The sequence below is a fragment of the Modicisalibacter luteus DSM 23508 genome (assembly GCF_000378505.1).
In the GTDB taxonomy this organism is placed as follows: domain Bacteria; phylum Pseudomonadota; class Gammaproteobacteria; order Pseudomonadales; family Halomonadaceae; genus Modicisalibacter; species Modicisalibacter luteus.
This window is the reverse complement of record NZ_KB899989.1, coordinates 270,211-289,746: the sequence shown is the minus strand read 5'-3', so window position 1 is coordinate 289,746 and position 19,536 is coordinate 270,211. Positions and strand designations below refer to the sequence as shown.

General features: G+C 59.9%; 22 protein-coding genes. 13 read left to right on the top strand and 9 right to left on the bottom strand.

Annotated features, from left to right (window positions below; all coding sequences use genetic code 11):
• Positions 1-16: 16 nt before the first annotated feature.
• From dnaB to F568_RS0101335, 4 genes are all read left to right on the top strand, one after another.
• Complete coding sequence (gene dnaB, locus F568_RS0101350; RefSeq protein ID WP_019016905.1) at positions 17-1,405, top strand: replicative DNA helicase; 1,389 nt, start codon at positions 17-19, stop codon at positions 1,403-1,405.
• Positions 1,406-1,477: 72 nt separating this feature from the next.
• Positions 1,478-1,774 carry a hypothetical protein gene (locus F568_RS0101345; protein WP_019016904.1) on the top strand — a complete coding sequence of 99 codons (297 nt, stop codon included), beginning with the start codon at positions 1,478-1,480 and terminating at the stop codon, positions 1,772-1,774.
• A 45-nt stretch (positions 1,775-1,819) separates the two neighbouring features.
• A complete protein-coding gene (locus F568_RS0101340) occupies positions 1,820-3,577 on the top strand; it encodes a bifunctional diguanylate cyclase/phosphodiesterase (RefSeq protein ID WP_019016903.1) in 1,758 nt (585 codons plus the stop codon).
• A gap of 107 nt (positions 3,578-3,684) precedes the next feature.
• The gene (locus F568_RS0101335) at positions 3,685-3,987 is read left to right on the top strand and encodes a DUF6482 family protein (RefSeq protein ID WP_019016902.1); all 303 of its coding nucleotides are present in this window, start codon (positions 3,685-3,687) and stop codon (positions 3,985-3,987) included.
• Positions 3,988-3,996: 9 nt separating this feature from the next.
• Here the strand turns inward: F568_RS0101335 and F568_RS0101330 are convergent, their stop codons facing one another.
• Positions 3,997-4,377: a thiol-disulfide oxidoreductase DCC family protein gene (locus F568_RS0101330; protein WP_019016901.1), complete on the bottom strand. Its 381-nt coding sequence runs from the start codon at positions 4,375-4,377 to the stop codon at positions 3,997-3,999.
• A gap of 167 nt (positions 4,378-4,544) precedes the next feature.
• Between F568_RS0101330 and hemH the strand changes: the two genes are divergently transcribed.
• On the top strand, positions 4,545-5,534 hold the full coding sequence (gene hemH / locus F568_RS0101325) for a ferrochelatase (RefSeq protein WP_019016900.1): 990 nt from the start codon (positions 4,545-4,547) through the stop codon (positions 5,532-5,534).
• Positions 5,535-5,550: 16 nt separating this feature from the next.
• Here hemH and F568_RS21945 read toward each other — a convergent pair whose 3' ends face one another.
• The 7 genes from F568_RS21945 to F568_RS24785 all read right to left on the bottom strand — a co-directional run bounded on the left by F568_RS21945 (position 5,551) and on the right by F568_RS24785 (position 11,636).
• On the bottom strand, positions 5,551-5,949 hold the full coding sequence (locus tag F568_RS21945) for a Na+/H+ antiporter subunit G (RefSeq protein WP_019016899.1): 399 nt from the start codon (positions 5,947-5,949) through the stop codon (positions 5,551-5,553).
• A gap of 10 nt (positions 5,950-5,959) precedes the next feature.
• The gene (locus tag F568_RS0101315) at positions 5,960-6,229 is read right to left on the bottom strand and encodes a K+/H+ antiporter subunit F (RefSeq protein WP_019016898.1); all 270 of its coding nucleotides are present in this window, start codon (positions 6,227-6,229) and stop codon (positions 5,960-5,962) included.
• Entirely contained in the window at positions 6,223-6,720 is a 498-nt protein-coding gene (locus tag F568_RS0101310; protein ID WP_019016897.1) for a Na+/H+ antiporter subunit E, read from the bottom strand. Before F568_RS0101310 ends, F568_RS0101315 begins: the two co-directional genes overlap by 7 nt.
• Positions 6,717-8,237, bottom strand: a complete 1,521-nt coding sequence (locus tag F568_RS0101305) for a monovalent cation/H+ antiporter subunit D (RefSeq protein ID WP_019016896.1) — start codon at positions 8,235-8,237, stop codon at positions 6,717-6,719. Before F568_RS0101305 ends, F568_RS0101310 begins: the two co-directional genes overlap by 4 nt.
• Positions 8,234-8,584, bottom strand: coding sequence for a Na+/H+ antiporter subunit C (locus tag F568_RS0101300; protein WP_019016895.1), 351 nt, complete (start codon positions 8,582-8,584; stop codon positions 8,234-8,236). The genes F568_RS0101305 and F568_RS0101300 overlap by 4 nt, the downstream gene beginning before the upstream one ends.
• Positions 8,584-11,382: a monovalent cation/H+ antiporter subunit A gene (locus tag F568_RS0101295; RefSeq protein ID WP_019016894.1), complete on the bottom strand. Its 2,799-nt coding sequence runs from the start codon at positions 11,380-11,382 to the stop codon at positions 8,584-8,586. The genes F568_RS0101300 and F568_RS0101295 overlap by 1 nt, the downstream gene beginning before the upstream one ends.
• Before the next feature lie 95 nt (positions 11,383-11,477).
• Positions 11,478-11,636, bottom strand: a complete 159-nt coding sequence (locus tag F568_RS24785; RefSeq protein ID WP_156817311.1) for a hypothetical protein — start codon at positions 11,634-11,636, stop codon at positions 11,478-11,480.
• 256 nt (positions 11,637-11,892) lie between these two features.
• On the opposite strand from F568_RS24785, the gene F568_RS0101290 reads away from it, so the two are divergent.
• The 3 genes from F568_RS0101290 to F568_RS0101280 all read left to right on the top strand — a co-directional run bounded on the left by F568_RS0101290 (position 11,893) and on the right by F568_RS0101280 (position 14,842).
• Complete coding sequence (locus F568_RS0101290) at positions 11,893-12,357, top strand: DUF3429 domain-containing protein (RefSeq protein WP_019016893.1); 465 nt, start codon at positions 11,893-11,895, stop codon at positions 12,355-12,357.
• Positions 12,358-12,440: 83 nt separating this feature from the next.
• The gene (locus tag F568_RS0101285) at positions 12,441-13,733 is read left to right on the top strand and encodes a lytic murein transglycosylase (RefSeq protein ID WP_019016892.1); all 1,293 of its coding nucleotides are present in this window, start codon (positions 12,441-12,443) and stop codon (positions 13,731-13,733) included.
• A gap of 65 nt (positions 13,734-13,798) precedes the next feature.
• The gene (locus tag F568_RS0101280; protein WP_019016891.1) at positions 13,799-14,842 is read left to right on the top strand and encodes a DUF748 domain-containing protein; all 1,044 of its coding nucleotides are present in this window, start codon (positions 13,799-13,801) and stop codon (positions 14,840-14,842) included.
• Positions 14,843-14,853: 11 nt separating this feature from the next.
• Here the strand turns inward: F568_RS0101280 and F568_RS0101275 are convergent, their stop codons facing one another.
• On the bottom strand, positions 14,854-15,567 hold the full coding sequence (locus tag F568_RS0101275; RefSeq protein ID WP_019016890.1) for a 16S rRNA (uracil(1498)-N(3))-methyltransferase: 714 nt from the start codon (positions 15,565-15,567) through the stop codon (positions 14,854-14,856).
• Positions 15,568-15,684: 117 nt separating this feature from the next.
• Between F568_RS0101275 and phaR the strand changes: the two genes are divergently transcribed.
• The 5 genes from phaR (at position 15,685) to F568_RS0101250 (ending at position 19,374) form a co-directional block, all read left to right on the top strand.
• A complete protein-coding gene (phaR, locus tag F568_RS0101270; protein ID WP_019016889.1) occupies positions 15,685-16,140 on the top strand; it encodes a polyhydroxyalkanoate synthesis repressor PhaR in 456 nt (151 codons plus the stop codon).
• A gap of 96 nt (positions 16,141-16,236) precedes the next feature.
• Positions 16,237-17,523 carry a phosphoribosylamine--glycine ligase gene (purD, locus tag F568_RS0101265; protein ID WP_019016888.1) on the top strand — a complete coding sequence of 429 codons (1,287 nt, stop codon included), beginning with the start codon at positions 16,237-16,239 and terminating at the stop codon, positions 17,521-17,523.
• Positions 17,524-17,559: 36 nt separating this feature from the next.
• Positions 17,560-18,009 (top strand): acyl-CoA thioesterase, encoded by a 450-nt coding sequence (locus F568_RS0101260; protein ID WP_019016887.1) that lies wholly within the window; start codon positions 17,560-17,562, stop codon positions 18,007-18,009.
• Complete coding sequence (locus F568_RS0101255; RefSeq protein WP_019016886.1) at positions 18,009-18,881, top strand: phosphoribulokinase; 873 nt, start codon at positions 18,009-18,011, stop codon at positions 18,879-18,881. The genes F568_RS0101260 and F568_RS0101255 overlap by 1 nt, the downstream gene beginning before the upstream one ends.
• A 151-nt stretch (positions 18,882-19,032) precedes the next feature.
• Positions 19,033-19,374 (top strand): histidine triad nucleotide-binding protein, encoded by a 342-nt coding sequence (locus F568_RS0101250; protein ID WP_019016885.1) that lies wholly within the window; start codon positions 19,033-19,035, stop codon positions 19,372-19,374.
• Positions 19,375-19,536: the final 162 nt, after the last annotated feature.

The following is a 19,536-nucleotide window of genomic DNA, read 5'->3' as shown; positions in this document are numbered from 1 at the left end:
CCCTGCGGAATACTCCATGAGTGAAACTCTCGAACTCGACCAGGAAACTGCGGCGCTGAAGGTGCCGCCTCACTCCTTGGAGGCCGAGCAGTCAGTACTTGGCGGGCTGATGCTCGACAACGAGGCTTGGGATACGGTATCCGAGCGGTTGGTGGCGGATGATTTTTACCGCTACGAGCACCGTCTCGTATTCAATGCAATGATTCAGCTCGCCGAGGCGGCGCATCCGTTGGACGTGGTTACGCTATCGGAAGCGCTGGAGTCGCGTGATCAGCTAGAGACAGTGGGTGGGCTAGCCTACCTGGCGGAACTGGCGCGCAACACGCCATCGGCCGGGAACATTCGTGCCTATGCCGACATCGTTCGTGAACGTGCCACGCTGCGTAAGCTCATCCAGGCTGCCAACCAGATCGCCGAGAGTGCCTTCAGCCCCCAGGGGCGGCCAGCCGATGAGCTGGTCAACGAGGCCGAGCGGCTGGTCTTCCAGATCAGCGAATCCCGGCCCAAGTCAGGCGGCCCTATCGGTATGAGCCAGCTGCTCTCCAGGGCCGTTGATCGTATCGACGAATTGTTCAACATGCAGGGCCAGATGACCGGTCTGTCGTCGGGGTTTCGCGATCTCGATGATATGACCTCGGGCCTGCAACCATCCGACCTGGTGATCATTGCCGGTCGTCCCTCCATGGGGAAGACCACTTTCGCCATGAACCTGGTCGAGCATGCGGTAATTTCCAGTGACAAGCCGGTCGTGGTGTTCTCCATGGAGATGCCGGCCGAAGCCCTGATGCTGCGTATGCTGTCGTCATTGGGACGTATCGACCAGACGCGGGTACGTACCGGGCAACTCGAAGACGAGGATTGGCCACGCCTGACCTCGGCGGTCAATCTGCTCAAGGACAAGCAGCTTTTCATCGACGATACGGCAGCCCTGTCGCCCAACGAGATGCGCTCGCGCATCCGCCGCATCGTCCGCGAGCATGACAATATCGGCCTGATCATGATCGACTATCTGCAGTTGATGCAGATTCCCGGGTTCTCCGAGAACCGGACCGGCGAGATCTCGGAGATCTCACGTTCGTTGAAAGGGTTGGCCAAGGAATTCGGCTGCCCGGTGATTGCTTTGTCGCAGCTCAACCGCTCGCTGGAGCAGCGCCCCAACAAGCGACCGGTCATGTCAGATCTGCGCGAGTCCGGCGCTATCGAACAGGATGCCGACCTGATTGCCTTTGTCTACCGTGATGAGGTCTATAATCCGGACAATCCCGACAACAAGGGGCTGGCCGAGCTGATCATCGGCAAACAGCGTAACGGGCCGATCGGCACCGTGCATATGGCCTTCATCGGCAAGTACACGCGTTTCGAGGATCTCGCGCCGGATAGCTATGGCCAGCACTTTGGGGAGTGATTCACTTGAGACTGTCGCGGGGCGCCGTATAATGCCGCCCCTCCGACAGGCATGATTACGAGAGGAGGCAGCATGGCGGGCGGTTTTCGTGGTAAGCGCAAGCGTATCCCCAAGCTCGAGGCGCGCGGCACGCTGGAAAGCATGGATCGTGAGGGGCCGTTCAAGGAGTGGCTGGGCATGCCGGACCTGTATCGCTACAGTCTGGTGGTCGATGGTGAAACCTACAGTTATCAGACCGAGGATGCCGAGCTGCCGGTGGCGGTCGGTGATCGCGTGGTGTTTCGCTACAAGGAGACCAAGGCCGGTAAGTGGGTGGATCGCAATTCTCTGGGCGTGGCCATCGATCCCTCCAATTACCAGGATGACTAAGCGGTTGTCATCAGGCTGACATCATGACGGGGCATAACATGTGGCATGACGACCCTAACCAGCCACATCCCCTCTCTCTCCCTCGCCGAGGTGATCGACACCGAGTCCCTCGAGGTGCACTTTCAGCCCATCGTCTCACCGCGTGCCGGGCGGGTCATCGCTTACGAGGCCTTGGCGCGGGGACCGGCAGGAACACCTTATGTCCAGCCGCTCACGATGTTCGACGAGGCACGGGCCTCAGGTAGACTGGCCTCGCTCGAGCAGTCATGTCGTCGAAGGGCGATTACCGGTTGGGCTGCCCAGGGCCTGGAAGATCGGTTGTTTCTCAATGTCTCGCCTGAAGTCCTGCTGGACCCGGCACACCGCAGCGGCATGACCCGAGAGCTTCTCGAACGCAGCGGGCTGGCCCCCCATCGCCTGGTGATCGAGCTGACCGAGCAGTCACCAGGTATCGATCCCGAGCTTATGGCCGAGGCCGTGCGCCACTACCAGTCGATGGGATTCGCCATCGCGCTCGACGATCTCGGGGATGGCTATGCCAGCCTGCGGTTGTGGTCTCACCTTTCCCCGGAATTCGTCAAGCTCGACCGCCACTTCGTACACGGCATCGATAACGACCGCACCAAGCGGCGTTTCGTACGCTCGTTCATCGAGATTTCTCATGGACTGGGCAGTCAGATCATTGCCGAGGGAGTCGAACGTGTCGAGGAGCTGGATGTGCTGCTCGAGTTGGGGGTCGACTTCTGTCAAGGCTGGCTGTTCGGCCATCCTACCCCTCGTCCCGGGCAGGAGCGCGCCGCTCTCGATGATTGGCTCGCCGAACTGCAACGGCGGAACCGCCGCCAATTGGCGGACAGTGCGCTGCATAAGTTGATACAGCCGCAGCCGTCATTGGCACCTGACACGACCGTAGCCGAGGCGGCTGAGCGCTTCGGCGAGCTACCCCAGGCCAATGCGATGGCTGTGGTCGATCACCAATGCCGGGTCATCGGGACATTATCGCGTCGACAGCTGATGGGACTGGTGGGAAAGCGCTATGGTTTCGATCTGCATGGCAAGCAACCGGTCAGCCGGGCGATGAATCCTGCCGCACTCACCGTCGAGGTGGACGAGCCTCTGGAGCAGGTATCGCGCAAGGTGACGGCGCGTGAGCACGAGGTCAGTGATGAGGATTTCTCAATCACAAAAAATGGCATTTATCAGGGCATGGGTCAGGTCATACGTCTGCTACAGTTGATTACAGAGCGTCAAGTGCAGCTGGCACGGCAGGCCAACCCGTTGACGCAGCTGCCCGGTAACCTGCCGATCCGAGCGGCTCTGGAGCGCAACTGCCAGACGTCATTGCCGTTCGTGGCTTGTCTGTTTGATTTAGATAACTTCAAGCCCTTCAACGATCGGTTTGGCTATGCCCTCGGCGATAGCTTGTTGCTGGCGCTGGCCGAGACATTGCAAGCCGACTGTGAGCAGGGCGACTTTCTTGGTCATCTTGGCGGAGACGATTTTGTTCTGCTGTTAGCAAGGGTAACGGATGTTCAGCGGCGGTTGGCGCGGTTGCAGTCCAGGTTTGTCGAAGCCTGTCGGAAGAAGCTGCCACGCCAGGCCATTGACGCGGGTGGCTTTCATGCCATGGACCGATTCGGCACGCGGCGCTTTTTTCCGCTGGTCAGGGCCTCTGTCGTGGCTCTGACGGTCACCGAGCCGCTGCCCATCGAGGCGATTAGCGATATTTGGGGGCAATGGAAGTCTGTAGCCAAGCGCAGTGCGAACGGGCGAACCGTGGTGGTAGGTCGCCGAACTCAATAGGCCGAAAACGGTCATAGGGGCGACGTCGAATGGACATGACGTCGTCATCGGGCAAGGGCCAGGCTAGGCCCAGCCAATCATTCCAATAGTTTTCCCAGGAGGGGAGTATGATTTTCAAAGAGCTCAAAGATTTCGCAGAGCACCATGACAATTATGAAATCCGTATCATCAGCCATGCTGGTAGCAACTTTTATCAAATCGAGCTGGAAGACGTGGAAGGCGGACGCCACCTGCTGATGAGGCAGGGCAAGCCGGTACTGTTCCGTTCTCTGGATGACGCTTACCTGGAACTCAAGCGAGCCGGCATACACCGTGCGTACCTTGTACAGTTCGTGGCCCACGATGAGATGATTGGTCATGAGGCCAACTATCACGAGCCGCTGACATCACGCATGCCACTGGTCTTCTAGGCGGTGATTCTATTCCCGGCCAACCCATCGACCGATGCGATTGCGCCGTTTCGCCACAGCCAGATACAGCCTGTCGAGCATCATATCGAGCCCTGGCAGGCTGGATAGCCTCACCCATCCCCGATAGCCCAGCACGGCATACAGCGCACGCGTCGAATCCATGCCGGCGTACCAGCGTCCTTCGCTGTCGAGGGCAAACAGGCGTCCCATCAGTTCATCGCAGGTTCGGTCCCATTGAGTAGGGTCGAACCCGCGGGCGCGAATGTCGATGAAGCGCACGCGATCATGTCCTCTTCGACGCTTCACCCAAGCGACCTGTCGCCGGCAGAGCGGGCAGCCGCCATCGTAGAAAAGCGTGATGGGAGCACGGGCGTCGAGTGGAGAATTCATTAGCGCTCCGGTATGCCATAGAAATCAGCTGGAACTGTGCATGAATGGAATGAGCATGGTTTTTCCAAAATTTGTACAAATCTGGTTGATAGCATAACTTCATTCCCGCTGTGCAAGTCGTGCTTGGTAAACTGGCTGCTCATGAAAGCGTAGCAAGGAGATGAGTGATGACGACTGCCCGATTCGGTGTGTTGTTGGCCAACCTTGGCACCCCGGATGCACCGACACCTGAGGCAGTGCGCCGTTACCTTGCCGAATTCCTATGGGACGAACGGGTTGTCGATGCGCCTCGCCCGTTGTGGTGGTTTATCCTGAATGGTTTCATTCTGCGTACACGCCCCGCTCGCGTGGCGAAGGGCTATGAATCCATATGGATGAAGGAAGGCTCTCCGCTGCTGGTCTTCGGACGGCTCCAGCAGCAGGCACTCAAGGCCAACTTGGCTGAGCGCCTAGGCGAAGATATTCCCGTCGAATTGGCCATGACCTATGGCGAGCCGAGCATGGAGACCGCCGGCAAGGCGCTGCGCGATGCCGGAGTCGATCGCATTCTGGTTCTGCCGCTGTATCCCCAGTTCTCCAAATCCACCACTGCGGCTGTGTTTGACCGTTTGGCAAAGGCGCTCAAACCGTGTCCACACTTACCTGAGTTGCGCCTGGTTCGCGATTATCACGACCATCCGGGCTATATCGAGGCGCTGGCCAATAGTGTACGCGATCACTGGGCTCGCCATGGTGGCCAGCGTGGCCGCTTATTGATGTCGTATCATGGCATTCCCCAGCGCTACGCAGATGAAGGGGATCCTTATCCCCGGCATTGCGAGACCACTAGCCGACGGGTTGCTGAAGCGCTGGGGCTGGGCGATGACGAGTGGCTCATGAGCTATCAGTCTCGGTTCGGGCGTGAGGAGTGGCTGAAGCCCTACACTGACGAGACCCTAAAGTCCTGGGGGGGCGAAGGGGTGGAGCATGTCGACATCATTAGCCCCGCGTTCGCTGCCGACTGCCTCGAGACGCTTGAAGAGCTGGAAGTGGAAAACCGCGATAACTTCATAAACGCTGGCGGTAAGGTTTATCGTTACATCCCTGCCCTTAACGATCGAGACGACCACATCGCGTTGCTTACCACGCTGGTTGAGACACATACTCAGGGCTGGTGAGGATCACTCCCGCCCCTCAGGGGGCGGGAGTAGTGGAAGGCCTATCTGCTGCATCAGGGTCTTCCTGCTCTTCATCGAGTTCTTCGGGGCGGCCCTTGGTGCGCTCGTAATGAGGCAGTTTCTGGTGAAGCGCGCACTTGGCCAGCATGTGGGCTGACACCGGCGCGGTAACGAACAAGAAGATGGTGATCAGCAGCTCCTGCAAACTGATCGTATGGTTGGTCAGGCTGAAATAAATCATCGACCCAATCAGGGTGCACCCGACACCAAGGGTTGAAGTCTTCGACGGGCCATGCAAGCGCATGTAGAAATCCTGCAGGCGTGCCAGACCAAGCGAGCCGATGAATGCAAACACCCCGCCAGCCACCAGAAAGAAGGCAATGATGCCCTCCATCACGGTATAGAAGCCGATCATATCCCCTCCTTTATTCGATGATATCGCCACGCAGCAAGTATTTGCATACCGCCACTGTGCTGATGAAGCCGAGCATGGCGATCAGCAGGGCAGCTTCAAAATAAGTTTTCGAATTCAGCCAGATGCAGAACAGGATGATCAGGCCAATGGAGTTCACATACATCGTATCCAGCGCCAGGATGCGATCCGGTAGGCTGGGGCCGATAGTGAGACGATAAACGTTCAATAGGATCGCCACCACGAACAGGGCCAGGCTGATCCAGAGTGCCGTGTCTAGCATTCGAAGATCTCCTTGAGCGGACGCTCGTAACGTTCGTGGATCTCTTTGATGACTGTGTCCGGGTCGTCTGCATCGAGGGTGTGAATGAGAAGGCTCTTGCCGTCCAGGCGCAGATGGGCCGATACCGTGCCTGGGGTCAGCGTGATAGTGCTGGCCAGGACCGTGATCGTGAAGTAATCCTCGAGTTCCAGCGGATAGACTACGAACATCGGGTTCGCGCGCTTGCGGGGATCAATGATGATCCTTGATACCTGCAGGTTGGCAATGACGATGTCGCCTAGCACGCGTAGATAGTAACGCACCAGCAGGAAGGGCCGCTTGAGATAGGCCTGGGGCTCCCAGAAAGGATGAATGACAATTGGGATCACAATAGCCAGGAACCCACCCAGCAGCCACTGGCCGAAAGCGACGCTCTGCTGCAGTAATAGCCAGACGGCGAGCAGTAGTACCGATAGCAGCGGAATGGGAAGCCAGGAACGAGCGCGGATCATGCATCACCTCCTGCAGTATCGGCGGGTAGGATGGCGCGGATGTAGCGTTGCTGGTCGCTGAGTTGGGTGGCTGTGGCCTCGGTGAATTCCGTCACCGGGCCGGCCAGGAGCGAGATCAGTGGCGATGCGCCGATCAAGAAAACCAGGGCAATGCCACGCATGGCGCCCATCGTCTCATGAGTCTCTTCCTTGTGGTTGGCTCGCCAGAACACCGTTGAGCCGGCCCGGCTGAGGGCGATGACCGAAACCAGGCCATTGGCCAGCAGGATGGACCACAGCCATGCCTTGTCTGAGGGAAGGCTGGCTGCTTGCATTACCAGGGTCTTGCCAATGGCGCCGGACAGCGGAGGCATGCCGACCACCGCCATGGCGCCGACGAAGAACAGAATGCCGAGCGGCGCGGTCTGGGTCACTGACCGGGAGCGGACGATCCGTGCCCCGGCCTTGCCGCGCTGGCGTGCAATGGCATCGGCGAGCAGGAACAGGCCGCCGGTTACCAAGGTGGTGTGGATCATGTAGTAGAGCAGGGCGCTGGTTGCCTGTTGGCTGTTCATGCCGATTCCGGCCAGCAACGTGCCTATTGATACCAGGATCAAATAGGCCACCTGGGTGCGTAGATCTCGTGCTGCGATGACCCCCACCGAGCCCAGCGCCAGAGTGGCCAGGCCCAACCACCAGGCCCAGGGCTGGGCAATGTCTGCCAAAACTCCCGCCTGGGCTCCGAAAATCAACGTATAGATACGTAGGATGCCGTAGATACCCACCTTGCTCATGATCACGAACAGGGCGGCGACCGGCGCCGGGGCGGCGGCATAGGCGCGTGGTAGCCAGAAATACAGCGGCATCATCGCGGCCTTGAGCCCGAACACCACCAGCAGCAGCATGGCGCCGACCTTGGCGAGACCGGCCTGTGAGGCATCGAGTTCGGGGATGCGAGTAGCCATGTCCGTCATGTTCAACGTGCCGGTCACGCCATACAGGACACCAACGGCAATCAGGAACAGGGCCGAGCCCGCCAAGTTCAGGGCGACATAGTGAAAGCTCGAATGGATGCGGGACTTGCCACCGCCGTGTATCAGCAGGGCGTAGGAGGCGATCAGCAACACCTCGAAGAAAACGAACAGGTTGAACAAATCACCGGTCAGGAAGGCGCCGTTAACCCCCATCAACTGCAACTGAAACAAGCCATGAAAGTTCGAGCCTTGCTCGTCGTCACCGGCACACGCATAGATGACGCTGCCCAGCGCCAGGATGGCGGTAAGCAATACCATCATTGCCGACAGGCGATCGAGAACCAGAATGATGCCGAACGGGGGTTGCCAGTCACCCAGTGCATAGTAGCGTACGACGTCATCGCCGCTCTGGATGACCTGCAGGGCGCCGGCGACCACCAGCAGTGAGGTCGAGGCCAGAGCGAGGATTCTTCGTGATCGCGTGGCACCGTTGCGGCTCAGGAGCATGAACAGACCGGTGAACAGCGGGAGAACAATGGGCAGGATGATCAAGTGCTGCATCATGATTTGTCCTCGCGCGGTTCGTCGCCTCGGGTGACGTTGACGACATCATTGCCCAGCTCGCCGCGAACGCGGATAGCCAGGATCACCGAGAAGGCCGTCATGGCGAAGCCGATGACGATAGCGGTCAGTACCAGGGCCTGGGGAAGAGGGTCGGCATAATGGTCGGTGTGTTCCTTGATGACTGCCGCGCCGTCGGTGGTCAAGCCGCCGGTGGAGAACAGGAACAGGTTGACCGCATAGGACAATAAGGTCAGTCCGACGACGACCGGAAAGGTGCGTCCACGTAACGTCAGGTAGAGGCCGCTGGCGGCGAGGGCGCCGGTCATCGTGGCGTAGAGCGCTTCCATCAAGACTGCTCCTTCTGCTTGGACGGTCGATGGGGCGTGGTGAGCTTGCCCAGGTTGGCCAGGATCATCAGGGTCGCACCGATGACGGTGAAGTAGACCCCAAGATCGAAGAGCATAGCGGTGGCCAGTTCCACGTCACCGATCAGCGGGATATAGAAATGCCCGAAGGCCGAGGTGAGGAACGGGTAGCCGAAGAACCAACTGCCCAAGCCGGTCAGCGCGGCAATGCCGACGCCCGCCACAGCGATTGGCTGAAACTGGAATGCAAGGCGCTGCTGCGCCCAGTCGACACCCCGGGCAATGTACATCAGGATCAGGGCCACCGAAGTCACCAGGCCGGCGATGAAACCGCCGCCTGGCGCGTTGTGGCCGCGCAGGAATATGAATATCGAGACCAGCAGGGCCAGGGGTAGCAAGGTCTGGGATACGATGGCAAGGATCATTGGATGGCTGTCGGGTGACCATGGGCGACCTTCGAAATCGCTCGACGGCATGAACAGGCGCAGCCGGTTGAGCAATTTGAAAATACCGATACCGGCGATACCCAGCACAGTGATTTCACCCAGCGTATCGAAACCACGGAAATCAACCAGGATCACGTTGACTACGTTGTGACCGCCTCCGCCCGGAACGCTGTGTTCCAGGAAGAACTGGGAAATCGAGTCGATCGGCTGGGTCAGGATGGCATAGTTGAGGCTGGCGACGATTCCCCCGAAGGCTGCAGAGAGCAACACGTCACGTACGACCCGAAGCCCGGAAGATTCCTTGGGGGTTCGCTGGGGCAGGAAAAAGAGTGCTAGCATCAGCAGGATCATGGTCACCACTTCCACGGCTAGCTGTGTCAGTGCTAGGTCGGGAGCAGAGAAGCGGGCGAAGACCAGCGAGACCATCAGGCCCACCACCGATAGCATCAATAACGAGATCAGGCGGCGGCGATGCAGGGACGCCGTGGCCAGGCCGGCAAGGATGGTAATGGCCGCCCCGGCAATGAGCAGAGCGTCCAGCGGCTGCTGCGGGAGGTTGCCTTGTAGACTGGGCGTCATTACCAGGCTACCCCCGGCCAGACATAGCACGGCGATGACCAGCCACAGCATGTAGCGTTGTAATGAGCCATTCTCCAGAGTATCCAGGCTCCACTGGGCGGCACGTACAATGCCTTGCACGGTGACCTCGTAGATGCTCAGTGTATTGAGCGAGGTGAACTGGCGCTGGAAGTCGAACAGGGGCTTGCGGAGCAGGTACAGTACGACACCGCCGCCCAGTGCTATGGCGCTCATCAACAGGGGCAGGTTGAATCCGTGCCAGATGGCCAGATGAAATTCGGGAACCGGCTCGGCCAGTGCGGCGTCGGCGGCAGCATGTAGCAGCGATGTAACAGTGATGGCAGGCAACAGGCCGATGACCACACACAAGGTGATCATCAATAGGACAGGGGCTCGCATCAGTAGCGGCGGTTCGTGCGGTGTCACTTCCAGCGTGCCGGGCGAGCCTTCGAAGAAGATGTTGCGCACGAAACGCAGTGCATAGGCGGCAGAGATCAGGCTGCCCAGGGTCGCCAGTACCGGCACCAACCAGAACAGGCCGCCTAGCAGGCCGGTCTCGAGTGTCTCGGTCAGCATCATTTCCTTCGACAGGTAGCCGTTCATCAACGGCACGCCAGCCATCGAGGCGCCACCTAGGGTGGCCAGGACCGTGGTCATCGGCATGTAGCGCCGTAACCCCTTGAGCTTGCGGATGTCCCGCGTACCGCACTCATGGTCGACGATGCCCGCGACCATGAACAGCGAAGCCTTGAACAGGGCATGATTGATGATGTGAAACAGGCCGGCCACCGTAGCCATGCGACTATCGAGGCCGAATAGCATGGTAATCATGCCAAGGTGGCTGATTGTGGAATAGGCGAGAATGGCCTTGATGTCGTACTTGATCAGGGCGAAATAGGCCCCGTAGATCATCGTAACCAGCCCGGTCAGGCCAACCAGATAGAGCCAGATCTCGGAGCCAGCCAAGGCAGGGTGGAGACGGGCCAGCAGAAATACGCCTGCCTTGACCATGGTGGCGGAATGCAAAAACGCTGAGACTGGTGTCGGCGCGGCCATGGCTTGCGGGAGCCAGAACTGGAAGGGGAACTGTGCCGACTTGGTGAAGGCGCCGAGCAGAATCAACAATACCACAGGCACATAACGCTCATCCTGTTGGATAAGGTCACGGCTATCGAGCACCGTCTGCATGTCATAGGAGCCCACCATCTGGCCCAGCAACAGCAGGCCGGCGAGCAGGGCCAGGCCGCCCATGGCGGTAACGGTCAGCGAGACTCGCGCGCCGCGGCGAGCATCGGATTGGGTATGCCAGAAGCCGATCAGCAGGAACGAGGACAGGCTGGTCAACTCCCAGAAGATCCACAGCAACAGGAGGTTGTCCGCCATCACGATGCCCAGCATGGCGGTCAGGAACAGCATCAAATACGCGTAGAAACGCGGCATGCTGTCCTCGGCGGCAAGATAGAAACGGGTATAGAGGATAATCAGCAGGCCGATGCCCAGGATGAGCAGGGCGAACATCAGCGATAGCCCATCGAGACGCAGCGCGAAGTCGAGTCCCAGGGCGGGTATCCAGGGTATGGAGTAGTGTTGTACGTTGCCGCTCAGTACATCACCGATATTCGTGGCTACCAGTGCCAGGGCAACGGCCGGCAGGATAGCCGTGATCAGAGCGCACAGGTTGCGCCGGTCGTTGGAGCCAAGCAGGGGCACCAGGCTGCCAAGCAAAGGTAGCAGCACGATAAAAAGCAGGGACATGAGCGTCTCACTCTTGTCGTGGGCGTTCCAGCAGTCGCGACGCGCGTGGCGTCGTACGGCAATCGATCACAGTTCAGCCGCTAGTACGGCTTTGATCAAGCTCGGTGGCGGGGCGGATCCGTGAGGAAGGGGCGCCTGACGGCACGAGGTGCCAGCATCCAGGCCGGCGTACGGTCGATGGGTGATGTCGCGAGAGTTTCGGCACCGATATGGCGGCGCGCGCGGAACCGACCGCGCGGGGGATGTCCCGTCATGGTGTCTTCCTCCTGTCATGGCTTCACGGCATGCCCTGTTACAGGGCTAACTGACTGATTATTTTATGGAAAAAGGCCGAAATTAGTCTTGCCGTTTCGAAGTCAGCATCCGACTCTATCACGCCCCCTGCCCCCTCGCTAGCAGAACGCAACGAGAAATAGATCGATTACGGCTGGTATCACTGTCGCTAAGCAGCTACGTTATGTAACGTCTTTTCATTATTTCGTAAGAGCCGGTTGCAAGGATGCACCCCTCATGACTGCCGAAGAAATGCAGCGCGTTCGGCTGCCCCTGTGGTTGGGGCTGGCCGGATTGAGTCCGTACATCGTTTGTGTTGTCAGTGCCTACCTGCTGCCAATGCGCTGGCAGGCCTTGGCCGTCGAGGTGTTTGTCACCTTTGGTGCCATCGTGTTGTCGTTCCTGGGTGGCGTCCATTGGGGCGTGGCGATCAGCCTGGATCGCTGTGGTACGCGCGACTTCAATGCCAGGCTGATGATGAGCGTCGTGCCCGGCCTGCTCGCGTGGCCGGCGCTCATGCTCGACTATACTGAGGCGGCGGCGATACTCATGATCGGTTTCTGGCTGGTACGCCTCTACGAATGTCAGCAGGATAGTGCCGAGCGATTGCCGGGCTGGTACCAGGGATTGCGCAAATTGCTCAATACCGTTGTCATCCTCTGTCACTTGGCCATCATGGCACGCCTGACCTTGCTGGGCTGATGAAGGGACGAGGAAAGGACTAGGCGAAAGTGCCTGCTTGGTCCAAGATGGCGCGGTTTCAGCACTTGTGAGTTGTCATCGTTATGCGTCGTCACGCCTGTCTCGTTTCTTCCCTGCTTGCTGCCACCCTGTTGGCGAGCGGCTGTCAGTCTACGGCTATTGCCACTGACGGTACGCCCACCAGTTCGACTTCCGTGACTGCCGATACCTCGGCGGGTCGTGCCTCGCAGGCAACGCTGCCGGCCTCGGTACGTCAGGACTTTTCCGCCTGGGTGCGCGATTTTCGTCAGGCAGCCCGACAACAAGGAATCGAAGACGCCACACTAGCGGCCGCCTTCGACCCGGTACGCTATCAGCCAAGGATTATCGAGCTCGATCGCTCACAGCCCGAATTTACCCGGCAGATCTGGGATTATCTCGATAGTGCCGTTTCCGCTAGCCGTGTATCGCAAGGGCAGGCTCGCCTCGACGAGCACCGCCGGGTCATCGAGGCGGTCAGCGAACGTTATGGCGTGCCGTCCGAAGTGCTGGTGGCGATATGGGGAATCGAAAGCAACTATGGAGGCAACTTCGGTAGCTTCTCGACCATCGACGCGCTAGCGACGCTGGGCTATGACGGGCGCCGTCCCGAGTTCGCCCGCAGCGAACTGATGTCGGCACTGCGCATTCTGCAGCGCGGCGATATTGACCGTGATCGCATGCGCGGCTCCTGGGCTGGGGCCATGGGACATACGCAATTCCTGCCGTCGAGCTTCGAGGCCTATGCGCGCGATGGCGATGGCGACGGACGTCGCGATATCTGGGGCAGCATTCCCGATGTCATGGCCTCGACCGCCAACTATCTCTCCCAGGTTGGCTGGAAACCCCAAGAGACTTGGGGCGTTGAAGTTCAATTGCCCGACGGGTTCGATTATTCCCAGACCGAACTGGACACACGCCGTCTCAGCCAGGAATGGGCAGCGCAAGGTGTTCAGCCGGTACGTGGCGGTGCGTTGCCGAATATGGCTTCGGCGTCCGTGATCGCTCCGGCCGGGGCGCAGGGGCCAGCGTTTCTCGTCGGTGACAACTTCCGCACGATCATGCGCTACAACGCTTCGACCAGCTATGCCTTGGCGGTTGCGTTACTCTCCGATCGCCTGGCAGGAAAGCCTGGGCTGGTAGCGAGCTGGCCGCGTCACGAGCCGGCGCTATCGCGCGACCAGATCAAACAGCTGCAGCAGGCATTGAATGCTCATGGCTTCGAAGTCGGCACGCCGGATGGGTTGATCGGCCCGAATACCCGCCGAGGCCTGCGAGCCTATCAGCGTTCGCTGGGCGTAACGCCCGATGGGTTCGCTACGCTTTCATTGCTGCAGCGCCTGAACGGCGAAATATAGAACGTTTACCCTCAACGAAACCCACTACGCTAGAAGGGTGAGGACGACGCTGCGAGCATAAGGATATGAAGAGGCGCCATGCGTGGTGGGTGGGGCTGACAGTGATTGTCGTCGCGCTGATGGCCTTGCGTCTGGCGCTGCCCGATCTGGCCAAGAATTATATCAACGACCGCTTGGCCGCTATGGGTGATTATCGCGGACACGTTGAAGATGTCGATATCCATCTGTGGCGTGGGGCCTATGCCATCAATGGCCTGGATATCGTCAAGGCCGGCGGCAATGTGCCGGTACCATTCGTGCGTGTCGATGCGATCGATTTTTCGGTGAGCTGGCGCGCCTTGTGGCGGGGCGCCATCGTCGCCGAAGCGGCATTCTTCGGCCCCGAGCTCAATTTTGTCGATGCTACGCAGGCGAGTCAGAGCCAGTCCGGGGAAGGTGCTGATTGGCGATCGGCCATGCAGGACATGGTGCCGATTGATATCAACCATATCGAAATCATCGATGGGCGTATTCATTTCCGTAACTTCAGCTCCCGCCCTCCCGTTGACCTGGAGCTCTCCGAGCTCAACGGCATAGTAACCAACATCAGCAATGCCGATCGTAGCGAAGGCAATCGGATAGCCACTATCAGTGCGCAGGGGTTATTGCTTAACCAGGCATCCACCGAGCTTTATGCCAGTCTCGACCCGCTGGGCGATATGCGTAACTTTGACCTCCAGCTGCGTGTGACCGGCCTCGACCTGACACGTCTCAATACCTTGACCGAAGCATACGGTCGGTTCGATTTCCAGTCAGGGGCGGGCGACTTCGTCATGGAGCTCGAGGCCAACGAGGGCCAGTTGCAGGGCTACGCCAAGCCATTGCTCGATAATGTCGAGATTCTCGATCTCGAGGAAGACGCGGAAAAAGGGCCGCTGAGTGCCGCCTGGGAAGCGCTGGTGGCTGGGGCCGGGTGGCTGTTTCGCAACCACCCCGAAGACCGCCTGGCGACCCAGGTCGAGATTCGCGGCAATCTGGTTCAGCAGGACATCAGCGTCTGGCAGGCGTTCGTGGCGACGCTGCGCAACGCCTTCGTCGAAGCCTATCAGGCCAACTTCGAGCGTGAGTGACCGTCTACTTCTCAGAACAGGCGCGCCAACAGGGCTGTTACAGCCGTTTCGACGCGCAGTATCCGCTCGCCAAGGTGGATGCCTTCACAGCCCGCTTCGAGCAAGCGCTCCACTTCGTAGGGAATAAAGCCGCCTTCCGGGCCGACCAGCAGTAAGCTCGGCGTGTCGATGCCGCGCGGGCAGGGCGTTGTCATGCCCGGGTGCGCCAGCAAGCCGCGTCGTCCCTCCAGCAGGCCGGGCAGGGTGTCCTCGACGAACGGGCGGAAGCGGGTCGCCAGGGTTACCTCGGGAAGTCGGGTGTCACGCGCCTGTTCGAGACCCAAGATAAGGTGTTCGCGTATGCGCTCTGGCGCCAGCTCAGGCGATTGCCAGTAGCTTTTCTCCACGCGGCGCGTATGCAGGAGCGTGATATGCTTAACCCCCAGTGCAGTGACATGCTCCAAGGTGCGCGCCAGCATGCGCGGGCGAGGCAGGGCCAGGACCAGGTGCACTGGCAGTGGAGCCGGCGGTACCTGATCGAGGTGCTCGATGGCGAAGCAGGCCTCGTCCTGAGATAGATGCAGCAGACGCCCTCGGCCCAGGCTGCCATTCTCGACACCCAGGGTCAGTTCGTCACCCGGCTTGGCCTGGTGCACGTCGTGCATGTGGCGAAGCCGGCGTGGGTCGTGCACTCGGGCATGTCCGTCGGTCGCGATATCGGTAGGGTCGAGCAGAATCAGATTCATGGTGTCTCCATCGTGCAGGCGTGCATTCTACCCGAGGAGCGTCACAGAGTATTTGCAAGCCGGTTAGTGCAATGCACAATGCAGACAAGCCGAATATAATCAAAGAGGAGCTGCGCCGTGCGCGTGATTCGCAAGTATGCCAACCGCCGACTCTACGATACGCAGCAGAGTCGCTATGTCACCCTCGAGGACTTACGTCACCTTATTCTCGATGAGGAGACGTTCCGGGTCGAGGATGCCAAAACCGGCGAGGATCTGACGCGCACCATCCTGTTGTCGATCATCATTGAGCAGGAGCAGGCCGACGGCGATGCCGAGGTCTTTTCCAACGATCTGCTCCAACAGTTGATTCGCGTCTATGCCATGTCGCAACCGTTGCCGCTGGCGCGCTATCTGGAGCAGGGTACGCGATTGATGCTGGAGCAGCAGAAGCATCTGCAGGACCAGTGGCAGCAGGCCATGCGCCACACGCCCATGGAGCTGATGCGAGAGATGGCCGAGGAGAACATGCGTTTCTGGCAGCAGGCCATGACGCGCTCGCCGTTTGACAAGGACGACGAGGGCTCCCGCTAGGTCCGGTGAGCGGGTCGGCTTTCGTGAAGGCGGGGCGGGCCGCTTTCTGACATAATGCCGCTCCCTGGAATTCCACTACCGAGCAAGGTTATGTAGATGAAGGTTCTCATCATCGGCGGCGGTGGCCGCGAGCATGCATTGGCCTGGAAGGCGGCACAGTCGCCTTATGTCGAGTCGGTCTTCGTGGCGCCCGGCAACGCCGGTACCGCCCGTGAGTCCAAGCTGACCAACGTGAACATTGCTGCCGACGATCTGGCTGGCCTGGAAGCCTTTGCCCGTGACCACGCAGTCGAGCTGACCATTGTCGGCCCTGAAGCGCCGTTGGTAGCCGGTGTGGTCGATCGCTTCCGTGCCGCGGGGTTGAAGATCTTCGGACCGACCCAGGCTGCCGCTCAGCTGGAGGGATCCAAGTCCTTCACCAAGGATTTTCTGGCGCGCCACGCCATTCCCACTGCCGAATACGCCACCTTTACCGACGTCGATGCGGCTCTGGCCTATCTCGCCGAAAAGGGCGCTCCGATCGTCATCAAAGCCGATGGGTTGGCAGCGGGCAAGGGGGTGGTCGTCGCCATGACTCAGGCCGAGGCCGAGGCTGCCGTGCGTGATATGCTCGAAGCCAATGCCTTCGGCGATGCCGGTGCGCGTGTGGTCATCGAGGAGTTTCTCGAGGGTGAGGAGGCCAGCTTCATCGTCATGGTCGACGGTGAGCATATCCTGCCGATGGCCACCAGTCAGGACCATAAGCGTGTCGGTGAAGGTGATACCGGCCCCAACACAGGGGGCATGGGCGCCTATTCGCCAGCGCCGGTGGTCACCGATGCGGTTTACCAACGCGTTCTCGACGAGGTCATTCAGCCCACCGTGCGCGGCATGGCCGACGAAGGCCATGCTTACACTGGTTTTCTGTATGCAGGGCTGATGATCGGCACCGACGGTGCTCCCAAGGTGATCGAGTACAATTGCCGCTTTGGCGATCCCGAGACCCAGCCGATTCTGCTGCGTCTGAAATCCGATCTAGTCAAGCTGTGCCTGGCCGGCGCCGAAGGGCGCCTGGATCAAGAAAACTGCGAGTGGGATCCTCGCGCTGCCGTGGGAGTAGTCATGGCCGCCGGTGGCTATCCCGGTAGCTACCGCAAGGGCGATGCCATTGAGGGACTGGACGCTGCCGAAGCGGCAGGCTGCAAGGTCTTCCACGCCGGCACTGCGGAAGACGACGAAGGTCGGGTCGTCACCAGCGGTGGGCGCGTGCTATGTGTAACTGCCTTGGGCGAGCGAGTGTCTAGCGCTCGCAATCGGGCCTACGACGGTGTGGAGGCGATTCGTTGGGAGGATGCCCTCTACCGGCGTGACATCGCCTACCGCGCCATTGCCCGTGAAGGCTGAACGCCGGTATCGACCGCTTGCGCAGGGACTCATGACATGGAACGTGTTCGCCTGGAATTCCCCTCGACGGACCTCGTGCATCGGTATCAACTGCCGGTGCGCATCGGCGACATGAACTACGGTCGTCATCTTGCGCATGACGCCGTTATCACCTTGCTCCATGAGGCCCGTGCGCATATGTTCGAGGCGCTCGGGTTTCACGAGTGGGACGTACTTGGACACCCCAGCGTGGTGGCTGATCTTGCCATCCAATACCGCGCTGAGGCGCGCTGGCCGGATGCCCTGGCCGTGGACTCGGCGATCCCGGTGGCAAGCGGGCGGGGTTTCAGCGTTTACCAGCGGTTATGGCGCCTCGCCGACGAGCGTACCGTGGCTCTGGCACGTGTCGGCGTGGTCCTGCTCGACCCGGCCGGCGGCGAGCCGGTCGAATTGCCCCCAGCCTTCGCCGAGGCGCTGGCCAAGGCCAAGCAGCGGGGAGACGTTTGATGTCGCGGGAATATCCCATTATCGCCGTAACAGGCTCATCGGGAGCCGGCACCACGACCGTGAGGCGCACCTTCGAGCGCATGTTTTCCCGTGAAGACGTGCATGCCGCCTTTGTCGACGGCGATGCCTTCCACCGTTACACCAAGGAAGAGCTGACCCGGATCTTTCGCGAGGAGCCCGAGCGCACCGACGAGCTGTCACACTTCGCCGTCGAAGCCAACCTGCTGGATCGGCTCGAGGCGCTGTTTCAGGAGTACGGTGAGCATGGCAGTGGCACCTTCCGGCATTACATCCATGCCGAGGACAAACGCATGATCGAGGCCGGCTACAAGGTCGGCACATTCACCGAGTGGCAAGCGTTGCCCTGCGGCACGGATCTGCTTTTCTATGAGGGGCTGCATGGTGGCCTGGTGACCGGTGAGTACGATATCGCCCGGTATGTCGACCTGCTTATTGGTGTCGCGCCGACCATGAACCTGGAGTGGATCCAGAAGATCGACCGCGACACCAAGCTGCGCGGTTACTCCCAGGAAGCGGTGATCGATACCATCCTGGGCCGCATGCACGACTATGTGCGTTACATCCAGCCGCAATTTTCACGCACACATATCAACTTCCAGCGCGTTCCGACAGTGGACACCTCCAACCCCTTCGAGGTGCAGGATATTCCCACCGATGCCGAATCCTTCGTGGTGATACGCTTTCGCGATCCATCCACGGTGGACTTCCCTTACCTGCTGGCGATGATCCAGGACTCCTTCATGAGCCGGCCGCACACGCTGGTGGTCCCCGGTGCGCGTATGTCGCTGGCGATGGAACTGATACTCGGGCCAGTGGTGAAGCATTTACTGGGCCAGCGGCGATTCCGCTGAGAGCGAAAGGCTTGCGGAGCCGAATCGTTGGTGTTGCGCGCTCATCGAAGGCTCGGCCAAGCGATTGTTAGCCCCCGCCTTCTGCGTTCCGTAGGCTTTGTTTTATGCTGTCCAGCAAGGGATGCCAATCAATAGCGAGGAGACGTGAGCCATGGATTGTCTGTTCTGCAAGATGGTCGATCGCGAGATCGAACCGGATATCGTTTATGAAGACGAGCAAGTGCTGGCCTTCAACGACATCGACCCCAAGGCACCCACTCATATCCTGATCGTGCCCAAGAAACACATTGCTACGCTCAATGACATCGAGGAGGTGGACCTGGCGCTGATTGGGCGGTTGCAGTTCACTGCAGCCAAGTTGGCCAAGCAACTGGGGTTCGCCGACAACGGCTATCGTGTGGTGATGAACTGCAATGAAGATGGCGGCCAATCGGTCTATCATATACACATGCATCTGATGGGCGGTCGGCACTTTACCTGGCCGGCGGGGTAGCCGCAGCAGCGATCCGCAAGACGGATCCACCATGACGAGTGCAGCGACGTATCCGATGCATACAGGGCCACACCTTTCGGGTGTGGCTCTTCTGGTGTGCTGTCTGGTGGCTCACCTTGATCAGGCCGACTCTAAACGCATAACAGGTTCCTTTCGTTCTTA